15 protein-coding genes are annotated in these 16671 nt (G+C 60.5%); 4 read left to right on the top strand and 11 right to left on the bottom strand.

Annotation, left to right across the window (positions count from 1 at the left end):
* Window positions 1-4 precede the first annotated feature (4 nt).
* Window positions 5-931 (top strand): universal stress protein, encoded by a 927-nt coding sequence (locus tag LOY36_RS10610; RefSeq protein ID WP_019649299.1) that lies wholly within the window; start codon window positions 5-7, stop codon window positions 929-931.
* 93 nt (window positions 932-1024) lie between these two features.
* Here the strand turns inward: LOY36_RS10610 and LOY36_RS10605 are convergent, their stop codons facing one another.
* From LOY36_RS10605 to LOY36_RS10585, 5 genes are all read right to left on the bottom strand, one after another.
* A complete protein-coding gene (locus LOY36_RS10605; RefSeq protein WP_019649300.1) occupies window positions 1025-1837 on the bottom strand; it encodes a class I SAM-dependent methyltransferase in 813 nt (270 codons plus the stop codon).
* 37 nt (window positions 1838-1874) lie between these two features.
* A complete protein-coding gene (locus LOY36_RS10600) occupies window positions 1875-2147 on the bottom strand; it encodes a DUF4242 domain-containing protein (protein WP_258673350.1) in 273 nt (90 codons plus the stop codon).
* Between the two features lie 185 nt (window positions 2148-2332).
* A complete protein-coding gene (locus LOY36_RS10595; protein WP_258673348.1) occupies window positions 2333-3541 on the bottom strand; it encodes a cytochrome c biogenesis protein DipZ in 1209 nt (402 codons plus the stop codon).
* A gap of 88 nt (window positions 3542-3629) precedes the next feature.
* Complete coding sequence (locus LOY36_RS10590) at window positions 3630-3860, bottom strand: hypothetical protein (protein ID WP_086945476.1); 231 nt, start codon at window positions 3858-3860, stop codon at window positions 3630-3632.
* A gap of 50 nt (window positions 3861-3910) precedes the next feature.
* Window positions 3911-4174 carry a DUF2790 domain-containing protein gene (locus LOY36_RS10585; RefSeq protein ID WP_019649304.1) on the bottom strand — a complete coding sequence of 88 codons (264 nt, stop codon included), beginning with the start codon at window positions 4172-4174 and terminating at the stop codon, window positions 3911-3913.
* Window positions 4175-4491: 317 nt separating this feature from the next.
* Between LOY36_RS10585 and LOY36_RS10580 the strand changes: the two genes are divergently transcribed.
* Complete coding sequence (locus tag LOY36_RS10580; protein ID WP_026345826.1) at window positions 4492-5232, top strand: response regulator; 741 nt, start codon at window positions 4492-4494, stop codon at window positions 5230-5232.
* Window positions 5229-6539, top strand: a complete 1311-nt coding sequence (locus LOY36_RS10575; RefSeq protein ID WP_258673342.1) for an ATP-binding protein — start codon at window positions 5229-5231, stop codon at window positions 6537-6539. The genes LOY36_RS10580 and LOY36_RS10575 overlap by 4 nt, the downstream gene beginning before the upstream one ends.
* 202 nt (window positions 6540-6741) lie before the next feature.
* On the opposite strand, the gene LOY36_RS10570 is transcribed toward LOY36_RS10575, so the two are convergent.
* The 5 genes from LOY36_RS10570 to LOY36_RS10550 form a co-directional block, all read right to left on the bottom strand.
* Window positions 6742-7065 (bottom strand): hypothetical protein, encoded by a 324-nt coding sequence (locus LOY36_RS10570; RefSeq protein ID WP_258673338.1) that lies wholly within the window; start codon window positions 7063-7065, stop codon window positions 6742-6744.
* A gap of 375 nt (window positions 7066-7440) precedes the next feature.
* Window positions 7441-7758: a hypothetical protein gene (locus tag LOY36_RS10565; protein WP_019649308.1), complete on the bottom strand. Its 318-nt coding sequence runs from the start codon at window positions 7756-7758 to the stop codon at window positions 7441-7443.
* Window positions 7755-12407, bottom strand: coding sequence for an RHS repeat protein (locus LOY36_RS10560; RefSeq protein ID WP_258673335.1), 4653 nt, complete (start codon window positions 12405-12407; stop codon window positions 7755-7757). The genes LOY36_RS10565 and LOY36_RS10560 overlap by 4 nt, the downstream gene beginning before the upstream one ends.
* Window positions 12408-12555: 148 nt before the next feature.
* The gene (locus LOY36_RS10555) at window positions 12556-13326 is read right to left on the bottom strand and encodes a DUF2063 domain-containing protein (RefSeq protein ID WP_258673333.1); all 771 of its coding nucleotides are present in this window, start codon (window positions 13324-13326) and stop codon (window positions 12556-12558) included.
* The gene (locus tag LOY36_RS10550) at window positions 13319-14155 is read right to left on the bottom strand and encodes a DUF692 domain-containing protein (RefSeq protein ID WP_258674164.1); all 837 of its coding nucleotides are present in this window, start codon (window positions 14153-14155) and stop codon (window positions 13319-13321) included. The genes LOY36_RS10555 and LOY36_RS10550 overlap by 8 nt, the downstream gene beginning before the upstream one ends.
* Before the next feature lie 300 nt (window positions 14156-14455).
* Between LOY36_RS10550 and LOY36_RS10545 the strand changes: the two genes are divergently transcribed.
* Window positions 14456-15502, top strand: a complete 1047-nt coding sequence (locus tag LOY36_RS10545) for a class I SAM-dependent methyltransferase (protein WP_064617006.1) — start codon at window positions 14456-14458, stop codon at window positions 15500-15502.
* Between the two features lie 230 nt (window positions 15503-15732).
* Here LOY36_RS10545 and LOY36_RS10540 read toward each other — a convergent pair whose 3' ends face one another.
* Window positions 15733-16626: a LysR family transcriptional regulator gene (locus LOY36_RS10540; protein ID WP_258673331.1), complete on the bottom strand. Its 894-nt coding sequence runs from the start codon at window positions 16624-16626 to the stop codon at window positions 15733-15735.
* Window positions 16627-16671 lie beyond the last annotated feature (45 nt).

Here is a 16671-nt window from a genome sequence, read left to right as displayed (position 1 = left end):
TGTCATGTCTGGTCAACCGCGCTTCATGCTGGTCGCCTCACCGCTGATGGAACACAGCCCCGCCTTCGACCGGGCCGCGATGCTGGCCAAGGCCGAGGGGGCGGCCCTGCACATCGTGGCCTTCGACTATCTGGAAGGCCTGGCGACCGCCAGCCTGGTCAACGAAAAGGCCATGGAGCAGATGCGCTTGGGCTATGTCGAGCGCCACCGCCAGTGGCTTGAAGAACAGGCCCACCCCTTGCGCAAGATAGGTGTGAACGTCACCACCGAGGTGGCCTGGGTCGAGAATCCGCTGGAGGAGATCCTGATTCACCTCAAAGAGCAGCCGATGGACGTACTGATCAAGGCGCTGGATCATCCATCGCGGCTGTCGCGGCTGGTGTTTACCCCCCTCGACGTGCATTTGTTGCGTGAATGCCCGGTGCCGCTGCATTTCGTCAGCCATGCCACTCGCGCGTTGCCGCGCAAGATCGTCGCGGCGATCGACCCGTTTCACCGCGATGATCAATACAACAGTTTCAACGACCGGATCCTTCACGAAGCCTCAAAACTGGCGAGCGCCTGCAATGCCGAACTCAATGTGGTCTACGCCTATGACCTTTCATCCATCAGCGCGGATGAGTTCAACTTCTACAACGGTTCGGCGCTTTTCTCTTCGGACCAGGTCAAGACCCTGTTCGACCTCCAGGAGAATGCCTTCAACGAACTGGCCGCGCGCAACGGCATCGCGCCGGAGCAGCGGCACATGATCATGGGCAACCCCACCAAGGTACTGACCCACTACACCGAGACCCATGATGTGGATGTGATCGTCATGGGCCGGATCGGCCATCGCGGCATGGGCCGGTTGATCGGCAGCACGGTGGAGCATGTGCTGTACAAAATGCCATGCAGCGTGTGGGTGGTGTACACCGAGTCACTGGATGAGTGACTGCAACGGCTGAATACCAAATTGTGCACATACCTTTGTGGGCGCGCCCCCTCGCCACAGGGGTCGCGCACACGGGGATTTTGTGTTCTCGACTCAGCGCCGGGTGATCACCACCTCCAGGTATTCGCTTGGCACCACCAGCGACCTCTCCCCCGCTCGGTTCAGGCGATTGAGCAGTTCCGTCAGGTCGTTTTCCAGGGCGGCGGCCCCTTCAGGCGGCAGGGTCGCAAAGGCCTTGTGAACCGGGCCATACCAGGTGCGGAAGGTGTCGATGAAATGAGCGGCCGAGCGGTAGCGGAAGTTGAACAACCGCCGTGTGACCTGGAGCAGAAAGTCGCGCTGGTCGAACTGTGAGTGCAACCACGCTTCGGAGCCCCAGTTGGAAGGCGGCTGAGCCCCGGCGGGTGGCGGCATGTGGCGCCCCAGCACCTTGAACATCTGCCCGACGAAGCCTTCAGGCGTCCAGTTGGCAAGGCCTATCCGGCCTCCCGGGCGGCACACCCGCGCCAATTCCGCGGCAGCCTTTGGCTGATCCGGGGTAAACATCACCCCAAAGGTCGAGAGCACGGCATCGAAACTGGCGTCCTCGAAAGGTAGCGCCTCGGCGTCGGCCACCTGAAAGGTCACGTTCAGGTGTTCCGCCCGTGCCCGGTCTTCGCCACGCTCAAGCAGCTTGGCCACATAGTCGGTGGACGTGACCTTACAACCCCGGCGCGCAGCGGCAAGCGTGGCATTACCGTTGCCCGCAGCGACGTCCAGCACGAGCTCATCGCAGAGCAGGTCGCAGGCTTCAGCCAGTTGTTCGCCGACGATCTGTAAAGTGGTGCCGATCACGGCGTAGTCGCCGCTGGCCCACGCAGTCATCTGACGGTTTTTCAGGGCGGTGAGATCAATGGGTGTGCTCATGAAGTCTGCTCCGCTGCGGGTTGGAACGGGTCTCGGCTTACTCCGCCGTGGTGGGGTCGATGATGCTCATGACTCGGGAAACGCTGTTGATCGGAAAGCCACCTTGTTTGGCATGCTCCCTGATGAGCTCCTCGCTCGGCGCGATGTACACGCAATAAATCTTGTCGCCCGTGACGTAACTCTGCTGCCATTGCACTTGCGGCCCCAACCCGCGCAACACATCGCAGGATTTTTGCGAGATCGCTTTGAGTTCCTGTTGCGCCAGTGCGCCGGCTCCCGGAAGCTCGCGTTCAATAATGAACTTAGGCATAACCCTCTCCCTTTCATGATTGTGATGGCAGGATCGCAAGTGACCCCGTCCACAAACTAAAGCTGCCGGACAGGTATCCGTCCTGCCCGGTCGTCCGGCAGACTCACGAAATGCAACGATCTCCGATGCATGGTCATGCATCTGTAACGCTGGATTAACAGGTCGGCTTGCTTTACCGAAACGTGTTACGCAGCAGGCGTCTTGGCCTCTTCCAACAGCTGCCGGATCATCTGCTCCTGAGTCTCGTAGCGACCCTCGCCGAAGTGGCTGTAACGCACCTGCCCCTTGGCATCGATCAGGTAGTGAGCCGGCCAGTATTGGTTGTCGAAGGCGCGCCAGATCGCGTAGTTGTTGTCGATCGCCACCGGGTAGGTGATACCGAGTTTTTTCACCTGATCGCGAACGTTGTCGAGGATGCGTTCGTAACCGTATTCCGGGGTGTGCACGCCGATCACCACCAGGCCGTCCTTTTCATATTTTTTCGCCCAGTCCTTCACGTAGGGCAAGGTGTGCTGGCAGTTGATGCAGTCATAGGTCCAGAAATCCACCAGCACCACCTTGCCGCGCAGGGAGTCGTTGCTCAGCGCTGGCGAGTTGAGCCATTCGACCGCGCCGGAGAGTGACGGCATCGCACCTTTGGCCGCGTCCATCGGGTCGGCCTTGACCTTGCTGACCAGGTAATCGACCACTTTCGGCACGGTTTCCAGCACCTGCTGTTCCACCGAGGTAACACCTTCGGAGGAGGTGCCGGCGAGCAGTCTGTTATCGGTTCCGGTGGCAATGACCGCCGCCGCGACCAACACCCCGGCACCGGCGCCGCGACGCAGCCAACCGGTGACCGGAATCGACGGTTTCAAGCGATTGACCAGGCCGCGACCGGCGAAGATCAAGGTGCCCAGTGACAACGCGCTGCCCAGGCCATACGCCACCAGCAGCAGACTGGTCTGAGCGTTGGCGCCTTGCAGCATGGCGCCGGTGAGGATCACCCCGAGGATCGGCCCGGCACACGGAGCCCAGAGCAGACCGGTGGCGACGCCAATCATCACCGAGCCCAGCGGGCCGGACATTTTGCGAGTGTTGGGGTCGAGGCGATTGCCCAGCAACACGAACGGCCGCGCCAGCCAGCCGCCGATGCGCGCGGAGATCAGCGACAGCGCAAACAGCACCATCACGATCAGCGCCACATGGCGGCCGGTGTTGTTGGCTTGTATCACCCAATCGCTGCTGACCACGGCCAGGCTGGAGATCAGGGCGAAGGTCAGGGCCATGCCACCGAGGGTGAGCAGGATCGAGGTGCGTGTGCGTTTAACACCGGCAAACAGAAACGGCACGACCGGGAGGATGCAGGGGCTGAGGACGGTCAAAATGCCGCCCAGGAATGCGATGAGAAACATGGGGATCACCTTGAATATACGAGTCCGATGTGGGAGCGAGCCTGCTCCCACACTGGGAATATTGAGTTCATCAGAACAGTGCCTGGCTTCAAGCCATCTGGTTTTCCAACTGCTGGCCCTGTGGCGTCCGGCTGTAACCGTTCTCTGCAAGCAATTGCCCCTGCGGTGTGCGGCTGGAACCATCCTCAGCCACCAGCGGCGTCAGTTGGAAGCAGGTGCTGCTGCCACAGCTGCTCTGTTCAACAGCCGCGTTGGCATGCGCGGCGACGCCGGCTACGGAAAAGACGATGGCGGTCAAAAAGCGGGTGACGTTGTTCATGGAGTTATTCCTGTTTCAAAAAAGGGATTGATAACGGGTGAGCAAAGGACTCAGTTGTCTTCGTTGCAGTTGTCAGCGAATTTGCGGTAATCAAGGGCCTGGGTTTTGCCTTGGGAATCCAGGTAGGTCATCCGCGCATTCACAATCCCGCAGGAAGGCGTGGCGTCCTCTTTCATCGACAGCACTTTCTGGATGTCCAGGTGCGTGCCATAGGTGTAGGTTTGCGGGGTGACATTGGCTTCGGCCCGGGCCGACAAGGTGCAGATGTTCAGGGCGGCAAACAGGCAGGCGGCGTAGACGGCTTTGGTATTCATGGTGGTTTCCTCGGGGCTTCAATGGGTCAATCGTTGCCAAATCGTTGATGGGGCCGAGGCGGTTTGGGTTTGCCTCGATGGAAGCCATTAGAAGCCCGAGAGGTATCCCGTCTGTGTCTGGAACAGGCGCGAGTAAATTGCTTTGTATCAGCACCGGCCGGCGATACACAGCGATACAAACCCCCTGAAACCGGCTGTTTTTGCGTCCCCGTGTATCCGCCGACAGGCCAGATACACTGCAATACAAACCGCTGCGGGCGAGCGAGCCTTGACTCGGTAGACTGCGCGAAAACTCCTACTCAAGAGGCATGGCGACCATGGAACACGTCGATCACATTCTCATCGTGGACGATGACCGCGAGATCCGGGAACTGGTAGGCAATTACCTGAAGAAGAACGGCCTGCGCACCACCGTGGTGGCAGATGGACGGCAGATGCGCGCGTTTCTGGAGACCACGCCGGTGGACCTGATCGTGCTCGACATCATGATGCCGGGCGACGATGGCCTGCTGCTCTGCCGTGAGCTGCGCGCCGGCAAACACAAGGCCACGCCGGTGCTGATGCTCACCGCGCGCAACGATGAAACCGACCGCATCATCGGCCTGGAAATGGGCGCCGACGACTACCTGGTCAAACCGTTCGCCGCCCGCGAACTGCTCGCCCGGATCAACGCCGTGCTGCGCCGCACGCGGATGCTGCCGCCGAATCTGGTGATCACCGAAAGCGGTCGCCTGCTGGGGTTCGGTCGCTGGCGCCTGGACACCTCGGCCCGGCATCTGCTGGACCAGGACGGCACCATGGTCGCCCTCAGCGGCGCGGAATATCGTTTGCTGCGGGTGTTCCTCGATCATCCTCAGCGGGTGCTCAATCGCGACCAGTTGCTCAACCTGACTCAAGGTCGCGACGCCGATCTGTTTGACCGCTCCATCGATTTGCTGGTCAGCCGCTTGCGTCAGCGCCTGCTCGACGACGCCCGGGAACCGGCCTACATCAAGACCGTACGCAGCGAAGGCTATGTGTTTTCCCTGCCGGTGGAAGTGCTCGGTGCGCCGTCATGAACCTTGCGCTGCACTGGCCCCGCACGCTGGCCTCGCGGCTGTCGCTGATTTTCCTGATCGGCCTGATCCTCGCCCAGGCGCTGTCCTTTGGCGCGCAGTACTACGAGCGTTATGAAAGTGCGAAAAATACGATGTTGGGCAATCTGGAAACCGACGTCTCGACGTCCCTCGCCATCCTCGACCGCTTGCCGGCCGACGAGCGCGCGAATTGGTTGCAGCGCCTGGAACGCACCAACTATGGTTATCTGCTGAATGAAGGTTCACCCGGCACACCGATGGCGCCCAGCGATGTGCCGATTGCAGTCCCCTCGATTCAGGACGCCATCGGCCATGAGTATCCGCTGACTTTTACCGACATCCCCGGTCCGAAGAAACACTTCCAGGCCCACCTGAAATTGAAGGACGGCAGCCCCGTCACGATCGACGTGCGACCCGCGATGGTACCGTTGTCGCCGTGGTTGCCGGCGGTATTGCTGGGGCAACTGGCGCTGCTGATCGCCTGCACCTGGCTGGCCGTGAGAATCGCCATCCGCCCGCTCACCCGTCTGGCCCAAGCGGTGGAAACCCTCGACCCCAACGCTCATGCCGTGCACCTCGATGAAAAAGGCCCGACCGAAGTCGCCTACGCCGCCAGGGCATTCAATGCCATGCAAGCGCGTATCGCGGCGTATCTCAAGGAACGCATGCAACTGTTGGCGGCGATTTCCCACGACCTGCAGACCCCGATCACGCGCATGAAACTGCGTGCCGAATTCATGGACGACTCCAGTGAAAAAGACAAACTGTGGAACGACCTCGGCGAGATGGAACACCTGGTGCGCGAAGGCGTGGCCTACGCCCGCAGTATCCATGGCGCCACCGAGGAAAGTCGCCGCACCGATCTGGATTCGTTCCTCGACAGCCTGGTGTTCGACTATCAGGACATGGGCAAAGACGTGCAGCTGGGCGGCAAAAGCGCCGCAGTGATCGACACCCGGCCCCATGCCTTGCGGCGAGTGCTGGTTAACCTGGTAGACAACGCGTTGAAATTCGCTGGCGCGGCTGAGTTGTGGGTGGAAACGAAGGCCGACGGCAGCTTGTCGGTGAAGGTCATGGACCGAGGGCCGGGGATTGCCGAAGAGCAATTGGCCCAGGTGATGCAGCCGTTCTACCGCGTGGAGAATTCGCGTAATCGCAGCACCGGCGGGACCGGCTTGGGGTTGGCGATTGCCCAGCAATTGGCGCTGGCGATTGGCGGGGCGCTGACCTTGAGCAATCGCGTGGATGGTGGGTTGTGTGCGGAGCTCAAGTTACCGAAGCCCCAATAAGCACCGCCCATCCAATGTAGGTGTGGTGTTTGGGGGATTGTGTGCAGTCAGGCCCTTGTGGCGAGGGAGCTTGCTCCCGCTGGGCTGCGCAGCAGCCCCAAAACCTACACCACGGATTAGCCAGACACACCGCAGAATTCGGTTTACGACTGCTGCGCAGCCCAACGGGAGCAAGCTCCCTCGCCACAAAAGCCACTCGACGTTATTCCGAAGGCCGGGCCCGCAACCGCCGCCCCACCACATCCAGCACATCGCAGCCATCGCGCAATGGAATGGCACAGAGCAAAGCAAAATCACTGAGAATGAAGGATTCGCACTCGACTGAACCGCGCATCGACATGTTCTCAAGCACCTGAGTGACTGCGCGAATTCGATAGCTGGCAGTGTCATACAAAACATCGATCGGCGCGTGGGTATCGACGAACAGGGTGGGCATGTCGGTGCAGTTGCCGGTGAGGGCCATGAAGCGGTTGTTGGGGTGGGGGATTGGTTTTTCGTAGGGTAGATCTGGCGTTAGCGTCGTCATTTGTAATTTCCATGAGTATGAATATGAGCTGCCAACGCACCCTCCTACAGGTTTGGGTGGCAGCCATGCGCAGGAGTAGGAGTACCGAGCACTCATGAACCTCGGCCACGCCGAAGCGTGTCCCGCGCACAGCCGCCGCGAACGATCTTACGGACACACATTAAGTGCCGCAATCAAACGACAAAGCTGTTGCACCATGAGAGAGGGCTCCTACACCCTGCCACCACTTCCGCGGTGACAGCGAAAGACTATCCCTATACCCCATCGTCCACCAGTTCACGAAAACCGCTACAACTTGAAGGAAACGTCCGAAGACCTTGCCCAGAAATTTCGCAGTTATCCCGAGAGATTTAAACAGCGCCTAGTCTGATGTGCTCAAATAATTTTCTTAGCCGCATAACCACTAGCTACTATCGTCAAAACAACATTATTGTCACGAGCAGAGGTGAAGCAGTAACTAGTCCCGATTTCCGAGGCATCAATCAAAATCAACTCCTGTGACAGGGAAGTAGCATTCTCCAGAAACATCTCTGAAACCTCTGTACCCACCGCCCCAAGAGACTTGACCCCTAAAACGTGTTCAAAGGTAATTTCCCAAAGTTCCTCCTGCCAATCCAGGAACTCTATGCACAAACTGTCGTGCTCGCAGGTTATCTTTTCGATTGTGCCGTCTGAAACCGGAAACTCTGTCATTTTGAAGTACCTGGATGTTTTTCACCGGCAGTGAAACCGGTTCCGTGTCCTAGTTGATAGCCCTCAGGCTTGACCTTTATTACAGCTTTTTTCTTATCCGCTTGACTCCAACTTAAGTGACTAGGTTTGAGTTCAAGATGATAGTGCTCCCCGTGATGCCTGGCATTAAAGGGCCCAGCATCTCCAGGATGACTTTCAAATCTTATGCTTGTATCTGCATTAGGTCGCCATTCCATTCTTTGGCTTCCATGCTTTGTCTGCGAAACTTTGGGTTGAACGCCTAGCGCTTCCGTAAGCTCATTCGGATCCTTTGGAAAGTGCGTATAAGCCTTCGGTAGCGGCGGCTCACCCTCATCAACCTTAACGCCAGTCGTATCATCCGGCGCCTGACACCCTGACTTATTGGGCGGCGGACAATTCCCGCTCAACCCCAACGGATCAACCCACCCCGTCGGATTCGGCGTGTACTGGTACTGGTTCAGCCCGCCCGCCAACTTGATCGGGTCCGGCGTCAGGTATCGGCCAACGTCCGGATCATAGTACCGATGTCGGTTGTAGTGCAGGCCGCTCTCGGTGTCGAAATACTGCCCCTGGAAACGCAATGGTTGGTCGAGCTGCTCGCCTCCACCGAGTGCCGGGTGCGTAACCTTGCCGTAGGCGTTGTACTTCGCCGACCAGATGATTTCGCCACCAAAATCCGTCAGTTCTTGTGGGGTGCCGAGGTGATCTAGCTGGTAGTAGAAGGGGCAAGCCGTTTTCGGGCCTTTACCATCGAGCATGGCCAGCGGGCGGAAGGTGCCGGGTTCGTAGACGTAGCTGCGGTAGTGCTCGCGGCTGCTTTCGGTGACAAGGTTGTCGCCCTGCCAGAAGAACTCGATGGTTTTACCGTCGACGGTTTTGGCGATGCGGCGGCCGAAGGCGTCGTAGCGGTAAGTTGAACTACGACCGTCCGGCGTGGTGACGCCGATCAGCCGGTGCTGGCAGTCGTAGCGGTACTCGGTGACCAGTTTCTGTGCGGCGCCGCGGCGTTCGCGGATCAGGTTGCCGAAAGCGTCGTAGTCGTAATGGCGGTCGCCTTGCATCAACAGGCGATTGCCTTTGACGGTCGTCGGGCCGGGACGGTCCTGCATCAGCAGGTTGCCGGCCGGATCGTGGGCGAAGCTTTCCGGTGGGTCGTCGCGGGTGTGGCGGACGCGGGTCAGGCGGTTGAGCGGGTCGTACTGGTAACTGCGCTGACCGTGGCGGGTGTCGGCGATATGGTCGAGATTGCCGTTGAGGCTGTAGGCATAGTCGCGGCGGTACAGGCTTTTTTGCTGTTGGCTGACGGCGTGGGCCTTCAGACGGCCCTGGTCGTCGTAGGCATATTCACTGAGTAGCAGGCCCTGTTGGCGGTTTTGTTCGCGACCGGCGAAGAACGTATGCGAGGTCAGTCGTGCGCCATTGAGGTCAATGGCCGTCAGCGCACCGCCCTTGGCGTGGCGGTAGTCGAGTTTGCTGCCGTCCGGCAGGCGCAGGCGGTTGAGCTGGCCGCAGGCGTCGTAGCCATAACGCAAGGAGCCCCAGCCCTGATGTTCGGTGATCAGCCGGTCCTGCTGGTCGTACTCGAATTCCAGCGGATGATCGTGGCCGTCGTCGACGCTGGTCAGCCGGCCCAACGAGTCGTAGCGGTATTCGACCTGGGTGCCGTCGGGCAGCGTTTTGACCAGCAAGCGCCCGGCCGAATCCCGCTCATAGGCCGTTACCCGCCGCGAGTCGTCATCGCCGAACTCGGTTTTTTCCAGCAGATGGCCGTTGAGGTCGTAGGCGTAGGCAGTGCGGCGGCCGTCGAAACCGGTTTCCTGGCGGATCAGGCCGCTGGGCGTGTAGTCCAGCCGATAGTGTTCGCCGGATTCGTTCTCGATTTCCGTCAGCAGCAGCTGCGCGTTGTCGTAGCGATAGCGCAATTGCGTGCCGTCGGGATTGATCCGGCGGCTGACCAGGTGCAAATCGTCGGCGTATTCGTAGCGGGTGATACGGCCCAGTTCGTCGCGTTCGGCGGTGATCTTGCCGTAGGCGTTGTAGCTGAACCCGCGCGTGGCCCCGGTAGGCAATGTGGTCTGGACCAGTCGGCCGACGGCATCCCATTGGCACTGGGTAACGGCACCGTGTTCGTCCTGACGGGTAATCTGCCGCCCCAGCGCATCGTAGGAAAACCGCCGCTGCCCACCGTCCGGCAAGGTCTCTTGGAGCAACTGCCCCAGGGCATTCCAGACCAACACATGCCGACTGGTGTCCGGATAGCGGATCGACAGCAAGCGGCCTTGTGCGTCGTAGTGGTAATGGGTGACCTGGCCGTCGGGATCGGTCGCCTCGGTGACATCACCCTGAGCATTGCGCCGATAGGTCCACACCGCCTGACCGCGACAGCGCGCATGCAGGAAGCCGTGGCGGTACTCGTAGGCCGTCGGCTCGTCTTCCGGCGGAATCAGCGCCACCAACCGTCCGACTTCGTCATAACGGTATTCGGTGACAGCCCCCAGCGGATCCTGCTCGGCGATCAACCGGCCCTGCTTGTCGTAGGCCTTGAGCTGTTCGCCGCCGTCCAGCTCGACCCGGCGCACCAGTCGCGCCCGGTCGTCATGGACGTAAACCTCTTCGCTGCCGTCGATGTTCCGGACCGTGACGCTGCCCTGGTCATCCCAGACATAGCGCGTGTCCATCTGCGCAAACGACGCCCAGTGGCGAATACATCTGGCCGCCTTGCCAGACCGTTCCCACTCCCAGAAGAAACTCGCGCCACCGGCCAGTTGCCGCTGCAGAATCACGTGCCGGTCGTCGTAGTCGTAACGCTCGCCTTCGCCGGCGGCGTTGCTCGCTTCGATCAGCTGATCGCGTTCGTCGTAGTGGTAACTGACCAGCGTCTGCTCGGTGTGCCAGGCCTCGGCAAGGGTCTGGGCCGGGCGAAAACTTTGGTAGTCGACGGCGATCAGGTGGGCGCGGTCGTAGCGCAACAGCAAGGCGCGGCCGGCGCCGTTGTCGAGGCGCTGGATGCGCTCCTGGCGGTCGCGGGTGATGCGCAGGCGGTTGTCGTAGGCGTCGCTGATCGCGGTCAGCCGGCCGTGGTGAAAGTGGTAGAACCGCGTGTCGTCGCCGGCCTGGGCGAGGATCAGTTCTTCGGGGTCATTGCCGAGGTAAATCGCCGCCCGTGACAGGCTGTTGTGGATCGCCGGGCGTTCGCTGCTCGGCAGCGGGAACGTGGTGCGGCGGTTTTCGTGGTCGATCCAGATGACCTGGTCGCCGTCGATTTCCAGCCGATGGGTGAGCGAATGACTCCAGCCAAAACCGAGGCCGACATCGATCTCGGCGGCGCTGGTGCGATAGAGTCGGGTGAAGTCGAACGGCAGGATGCCGTCCAGCGCACCGTCGGTGAGGGTCAGCAGTTCTTCGCCGGTGACCATCGATACCGGGCAGCCATTTTTGCAGGTCGACGGTGCACAGGTGGCGCTGTCGCCGTTGGGGTTTTTCGCCTGATCCGGGGAGTCGTCGTGGTGTTCGTTTTGCTTGAGCGTGGTGTTGCGTTTGGCATCCCAGCGCAGTTGCATCCGGCCTTTTTTCAGGCCCGCCGCAACACCGCGCGCGGCGACTTTTTTGTAGCGGTCGACGTAGCCGATGAAGTTATTGATGATCGTGAAAATCGCCTTCACGAGACGCACAACAGCACTGAGCAACTGCGCAGCTCGATCAGCCAAACGCATCGTCAGATAGGCGATGCCGGCACCCGCCCCGGCGAACGTCAGGACAATCCCGATCAGGATGTCGATCAGCAACTGCACCACGCCCGCCGACACCGCTTCAGCGGTTTTGCCGGCAATTTCGCTCGGTGGCAGCATGTCGAGCCACAGGCTGGCGCTGCGTAGCAACAGGCACAGCGCCGCTTCGTCACTGGCCAGTAGCTGGATTTTTTGCATCACTTGCGGTGATTTTTCCGCCAGTTCACGCAGCTGATCAGCACCGCTGCCCAACCGCTCAGCGAACTTCGCCGGATCCTTGAGAATGTCCGACAGCAGGCTGATGCTGTCCCACACGCCTTCAATTGCCGCCCAACTTCCCGCGAGCATTCCATTGCCTACAGCAACCGAAGACGATTCCGACCACTTCGGCTTGAACGTCTGCCATTCATCACGCAGCCAGCTGTCGAGCTCCTTCGTCAGGCCGTCGTACGAGGAAAACAGCTCATTTACCTGATCCGGGGTGACTTCGTTGTGAACATGAACGCGGTAGAACTTGCCAGGTGTACCGGTGAACTCTCCCTTGCCACGTTCATTGAGCGTCACAGGCGTCGACTTACCGCCATCCACCGCAATGACATCGACCTGAATATTCCCCAACGGAATGTCGTAAACCGATTCGAACTTGCTCTCGATCTGCAGAATTCCGCCGTCGGGACACTGCGCAACGCTGGAGAAAAAATCGTCATCGCTGCTGCTGACGGACTTACTGGTATCGCCCAGTTTGATTTTGCGTTCCATGTCCATCAGCGACGGCAAATCAGCGGCACGGCTGGCCATGTCCGCCGTTTGGTTGAACCAACGCTTAAGCTGTTTGCGGTAGAGCGTCAGGGAGTCCGGAAAACGGTCTAGCTCCTGCTCGATACGGGCGATGTGCTCCATCAACTCACCGAAAAGCAGGCAGCGACTGGAGAAAAAGAGTCGAACATAAGCAATCCCTTGCGCAGAAAATTAGGCGCGGGGACTTTGCGGGGGATCAATCAGGAAAGAAGTCAGGAAAGGTGGAAATGGATGTAGGGCGATTCGCTGATTAGCAGCGACTAAAGGCCGCTATGCCGATTACCCCCTCCCCATGCATCTGCCGCAACAACGCCAATCCACTATCGATAAAGGCCTGCGACCCCGCCATCCCCGCCTCCACCGCCAGCCCTTCCAACTGCGCCCGGCCATCGAGCTCAGGAAATTCCCCGATCCGCTGCAACAACCGCCACGCCAACGGGCTCAGTTCGGAAAAATTCACACTCCAGTCCTCGGCCCGACGCACCAACAGTAACGTGGGCTGAGTCGGTAGCACTTGCGGCCGATAATCCGGCCCCACTTTTTGCACCGGCCAGCCATAGGCCAACGGCCAGGCCAGTGGCGAAACCTGCAACGGCCGATCCAGCAGCAGCCCTGCATCACCGGCGGGTAGCGGCTCGGCGTCGGATTGTTGCAGGGCCATTTCGACCCATTCGTAATGCGCCAGCTCGACCATGAACGGCGGCCACGGTCCATCGCTCAACACTTGCGGTTCAGCGGCGAGGAATTCGACGAACTCCTGGGCGATCTCGCCGAATTTTGGTGTTTGAGCGCGGTGGTCCCGCAGGAAGATCCGCACCAGAGCACGCCAGTCACTGTCGCCCAATATCTTCACCAACACCGGAAAGGTGCCACTGAGCAACGACGACAGGTTCGAGAACACCAGGTTGCGATAAACCTGCGCCCGTGCCACGTCCATCCCGACGGGAGGAGCACAGTGGTCGGGGTCGCGCAGGTAGCGAGTCAATGTGTCTTGCTGCTGATACAGCGTCGGTTTATCCACGGTCCGCCTCCTCCTGCAGTCGGCGAATGGTCTGCAACTCGCTCACCAGTTCAGAGAACGCCGGGTAATTGAAGTCCCGTTCAAGCAGCGTCGGCTGTACGCCGAACCGCGCATACGCCTCGGCCAGCAAAGCCCAGACCACCGGTTTGACCGAGGCGCCGTGGGTGTCGATTTTCAGAGTGTCGGATTCGTCGAAATGCCCCGCCACGTGCATTGCGACTACCCGCCCCGTGTCGATGCCCGCCAGAAACGTCTGCGGATCAGAACCGTGATTGATCGAGTTGACGTAGACATTGTTGACGTCCAGCAGCAGGTCGCAATCGGCTTCGCGCAGCACTGCGTTGGTGAACGTCAATTCGTCCATGTCCTGCTGCGGCGCGGCGTAGTAGGAGACGTTTTCCACCGCCAGGCGCCGACCGAGAATGTCCTGTGCCTGACGAATTCGGGTGGCGACGTGGTGCACCGCTTCTTCGGTAAACGGCAATGGCAGCAGATCGTAAAGATGCCCGTCATCGCTGCAGTAGCTCAGGTGTTCGCTGTACAGCGGCACTTTGTAGCGATCGAGGAAAACCCGCACTTCTTGCAGAAAGCCTACGTCCAGCGGCGCCGGCCCGCCCAACGACAAGGACAAGCCGTGGCAGGACAACGGATAACGTTCGGCCAGGGCACGAAACGCCGCGCCATGCGCGCCGCCGATGCCGATCCAGTTTTCCGGCGCGACTTCCAGAAAGTCAAAAGCGCCCGCCGGGGCCGCTTGCAGGTCGTTCATCAAACCGCGGCGCAAGCCTAGCCCGACGGTCGCCGGCGCTGATGTGAGGGGAATTTGCATGATGTCGATCTCATCCTGGGATCCGGTCTCCAGCGCCTGAATGCTCAGTGCCGGCCGGCAGGTCCAGTTAAGCGACGCGGTGTGTCGGGTCTGTGTGCGCAAACGCCCCTCTTCTCAGCGCACTGTATCGGACAGGCAGCCAGATACAGAGGGATACACGAACTAGACTTGTTGATTACCCCCGTAGGGGGGAGCCAGGACGCGGTTATCGTCCTGTTCATTCCCACGATCACCGCCCACAGGTGCATGCCTCGACAAACAATGCCTGCGGGCCGTGATCCTGCTGAAGGAGCACACAAGATGGACGAGGCCAGACTCAATGATTTCATGGGCAAACTGGTGAGCGACATGGGTGGCGCGGCGATGCTCGCCAACGTCATCCTCGGCGAAGAACTCGGCCTGTACCGGGCCATGGCCGACAGTCAGCCCGTCACCCCCGAAACACTCGCCGCGAAGACCGGCTGCAACACCCGCCTGCTGCGTGAATGGCTCAGCGCCCACGCCGCCTCCGGTTACATGGAACACCGCGACGGCCAGTTCCGCCTGCCCGAAGAGCAAGCCCTGGCGCTGGCGATCGAAGATTCACCGGTTTATGTAGCCGGCGGTATGGCGGTGGTTGCGTCGTTTTTCCATGACAAGGACAAACTGGTCAACGCCATGCGCGGCAACGGTGCCCTGCCCTGGGGCGATCACCATCCGTGCATGTTCAGCGGCACCGAGCGGTTCTTCCGCCCAGGATACAAAGCGCATCTGGTCAGCGAGTGGCTGCCGGCGCTCGACGGGGTAGTGGCCAAACTGGAGGCTGGCGCGAAAGTGGCGGACATCGGCTGCGGACACGGAGCCTCGACCGTGATCATGGCCCAGGCATTCCCCGAGTCGCGGTTCGTCGGTTTCGATTACCACGCGCCTTCAATCACCGTCGCCACCCAGCGCGCCGAAGAAGGTGGCGTGTCCGGTCGGGCGCGGTTCTTCCAGGGCAACGCCAAGAGCTATCCGGGCGACGACTATGACCTGATCTGCTATTTCGACTGCCTGCACGACATGGGTGACCCGGTCGGCGCCGCAAAGCATGCCTATGAATCGCTCAAACCCGACGGTACGGTGCTGTTGGTTGAGCCCTTCGCCAACGACACGCTAGACGAGAACACCAACCCGGTGGGACGGCTGTTCTACGCCGCCTCGACCTTTATCTGCACACCTAACTCGCTGTCCCAGGAGGTCGGCCTCGGGCTCGGTGCCCAAGCGGGCGAGGCTCGGTTGCGCAAGGTCTTCACCGAGGCGGGGTTCACCCAGTTCCGGCGAGCCACGGAAACGCCGTTCAACCTGATTCTGGAGGCGCGTAAGTAACACCAGGATCATCACCCAGACTGGCGAAACCCCAATCTCTGTGGGAGCGAGCTCGTGTGGCGAGGGGGCTTGTCGGAACGCCGCATCGCCCCGTTCGACTGCGAAGCAGTCGTAAAACCAGTCACCGCGTTCTAAATCCAAGATCGCGGTGATTGGTTTTAGGGGTGCTTCGCGCCCCAACGGGGGCAAGCCCCCTCGCCACACGAGCCCGCTCCTACAGGTGACCGTGATCAGCTCAGACGCTCGCCAAGGTTTTCAGCCTTGAGAATATCGAACAACGCCTGCGCCGCCGCCGACAGTTCTTGCCCCGTCGTCAGCACCCCGATCGCCCGTTCCACCACCGGGTCGCGCAGGGTGATGCAACGCGCGCCCAGCTCGCGCATCTGCCCGGCGCACAACGCCGGCACCGCGCTCACGCCCAGTCCGCTGGCCACCATCCGCCCGACCGTCGCCAACTGATGACTTTCAAACTCCACCGGCAATTTCATGCCCCGCGCCTGCAAATGCTCTTCGAGCATTACCCGCACCGTGGACGGTCGCTGCAAGGTAATGAACGGTTCCTTGAGCAGGGTCTGCCAATCGATATCGCCCAGGTCCGCCAGCGCTGAATCAAGCGGCACCACCGCCACAAACCGGTCGATGTACAACGGGGTAAATTGCAGCGACGAACTCTGGGTAGGCTCAAACGCCACGCCCAATTCCACCTGGCGGTCGCGGACCATTTCCAACACCTGCTCGTTGATCACGTCGTTCACCGTGACGTTGACCTTGGGATAACGCGCGCGGAAAGTCTTGAGGATCGGCGGCAGCAGGTTGCCGGCAAACGACGGCATCGCCGCCAGCGTCACGCGGCCACGCTGAAGGGTGAAGCGTTGGCGCAGCTCATCCTCGGCATTGTCCCAGTCCGCGATCAGCCGACGGGCCAGTGGCAGCAGCGATTCACCCTCGGCGGTCAGCGCAACGTTACGGGTATTGCGGGTGAACAGGCGCCCGCCCAGGCCCTCCTCCAGCGCCTTGATGGTCAGGCTCAACGCCGACTGGGACAGGTGCAGCCGCTCGCAAGCCACGGCAAAACTCAAACTCTGGGCCACGGCCAGGAAGGCGCGGATCTGTTTAACGGTCATGGCCACTGTCTCCAACGTAGCGCGCACTCATTGGTGAGTTTTATC

Source organism: Pseudomonas sp. B21-019, assembly GCF_024749225.1.
In the GTDB taxonomy this organism is placed as follows: Bacteria; Pseudomonadota; Gammaproteobacteria; order Pseudomonadales; family Pseudomonadaceae; genus Aquipseudomonas.
Note: the sequence above shows the minus strand (reverse complement) of the source record. Positions and strands in the feature narration are given on the sequence as shown.

Excerpts from the sequence above, each read along its gene's own strand:
- LOY36_RS10570 (WP_258673338.1), bottom strand. The coding sequence starts at position 7,065 with ATGACGACGCTAACGCCAGATCTACCCTACGAAAAACCAATCCCCCAC.
- LOY36_RS10600 (WP_258673350.1), bottom strand. The coding sequence starts at position 2,147 with ATGCCTAAGTTCATTATTGAACGCGAGCTTCCGGGAGCCGGCGCACTG.
- LOY36_RS10590 (WP_086945476.1), bottom strand. The coding sequence starts at position 3,860 with ATGAACAACGTCACCCGCTTTTTGACCGCCATCGTCTTTTCCGTAGCC.
- LOY36_RS10575 (WP_258673342.1), top strand. The coding sequence starts at position 5,229 with ATGAACCTTGCGCTGCACTGGCCCCGCACGCTGGCCTCGCGGCTGTCG.
- LOY36_RS10545 (WP_064617006.1), top strand. The coding sequence starts at position 14,456 with ATGGACGAGGCCAGACTCAATGATTTCATGGGCAAACTGGTGAGCGAC.
- LOY36_RS10550 (WP_258674164.1), bottom strand. The coding sequence starts at position 14,155 with ATGCAAATTCCCCTCACATCAGCGCCGGCGACCGTCGGGCTAGGCTTG.
- LOY36_RS10580 (WP_026345826.1), top strand. The coding sequence starts at position 4,492 with ATGGAACACGTCGATCACATTCTCATCGTGGACGATGACCGCGAGATC.
- LOY36_RS10560 (WP_258673335.1), bottom strand. The coding sequence starts at position 12,407 with ATGGAGCACATCGCCCGTATCGAGCAGGAGCTAGACCGTTTTCCGGAC.
- LOY36_RS10565 (WP_019649308.1), bottom strand. The coding sequence starts at position 7,758 with ATGACAGAGTTTCCGGTTTCAGACGGCACAATCGAAAAGATAACCTGC.
- LOY36_RS10595 (WP_258673348.1), bottom strand. The coding sequence starts at position 3,541 with ATGTTTCTCATCGCATTCCTGGGCGGCATTTTGACCGTCCTCAGCCCC.
- LOY36_RS10605 (WP_019649300.1), bottom strand. The coding sequence starts at position 1,837 with ATGAGCACACCCATTGATCTCACCGCCCTGAAAAACCGTCAGATGACT.
- LOY36_RS10610 (WP_019649299.1), top strand. The coding sequence starts at position 5 with ATGTCTGGTCAACCGCGCTTCATGCTGGTCGCCTCACCGCTGATGGAA.
- LOY36_RS10585 (WP_019649304.1), bottom strand. The coding sequence starts at position 4,174 with ATGAATACCAAAGCCGTCTACGCCGCCTGCCTGTTTGCCGCCCTGAAC.
- LOY36_RS10540 (WP_258673331.1), bottom strand. The coding sequence starts at position 16,626 with ATGACCGTTAAACAGATCCGCGCCTTCCTGGCCGTGGCCCAGAGTTTG.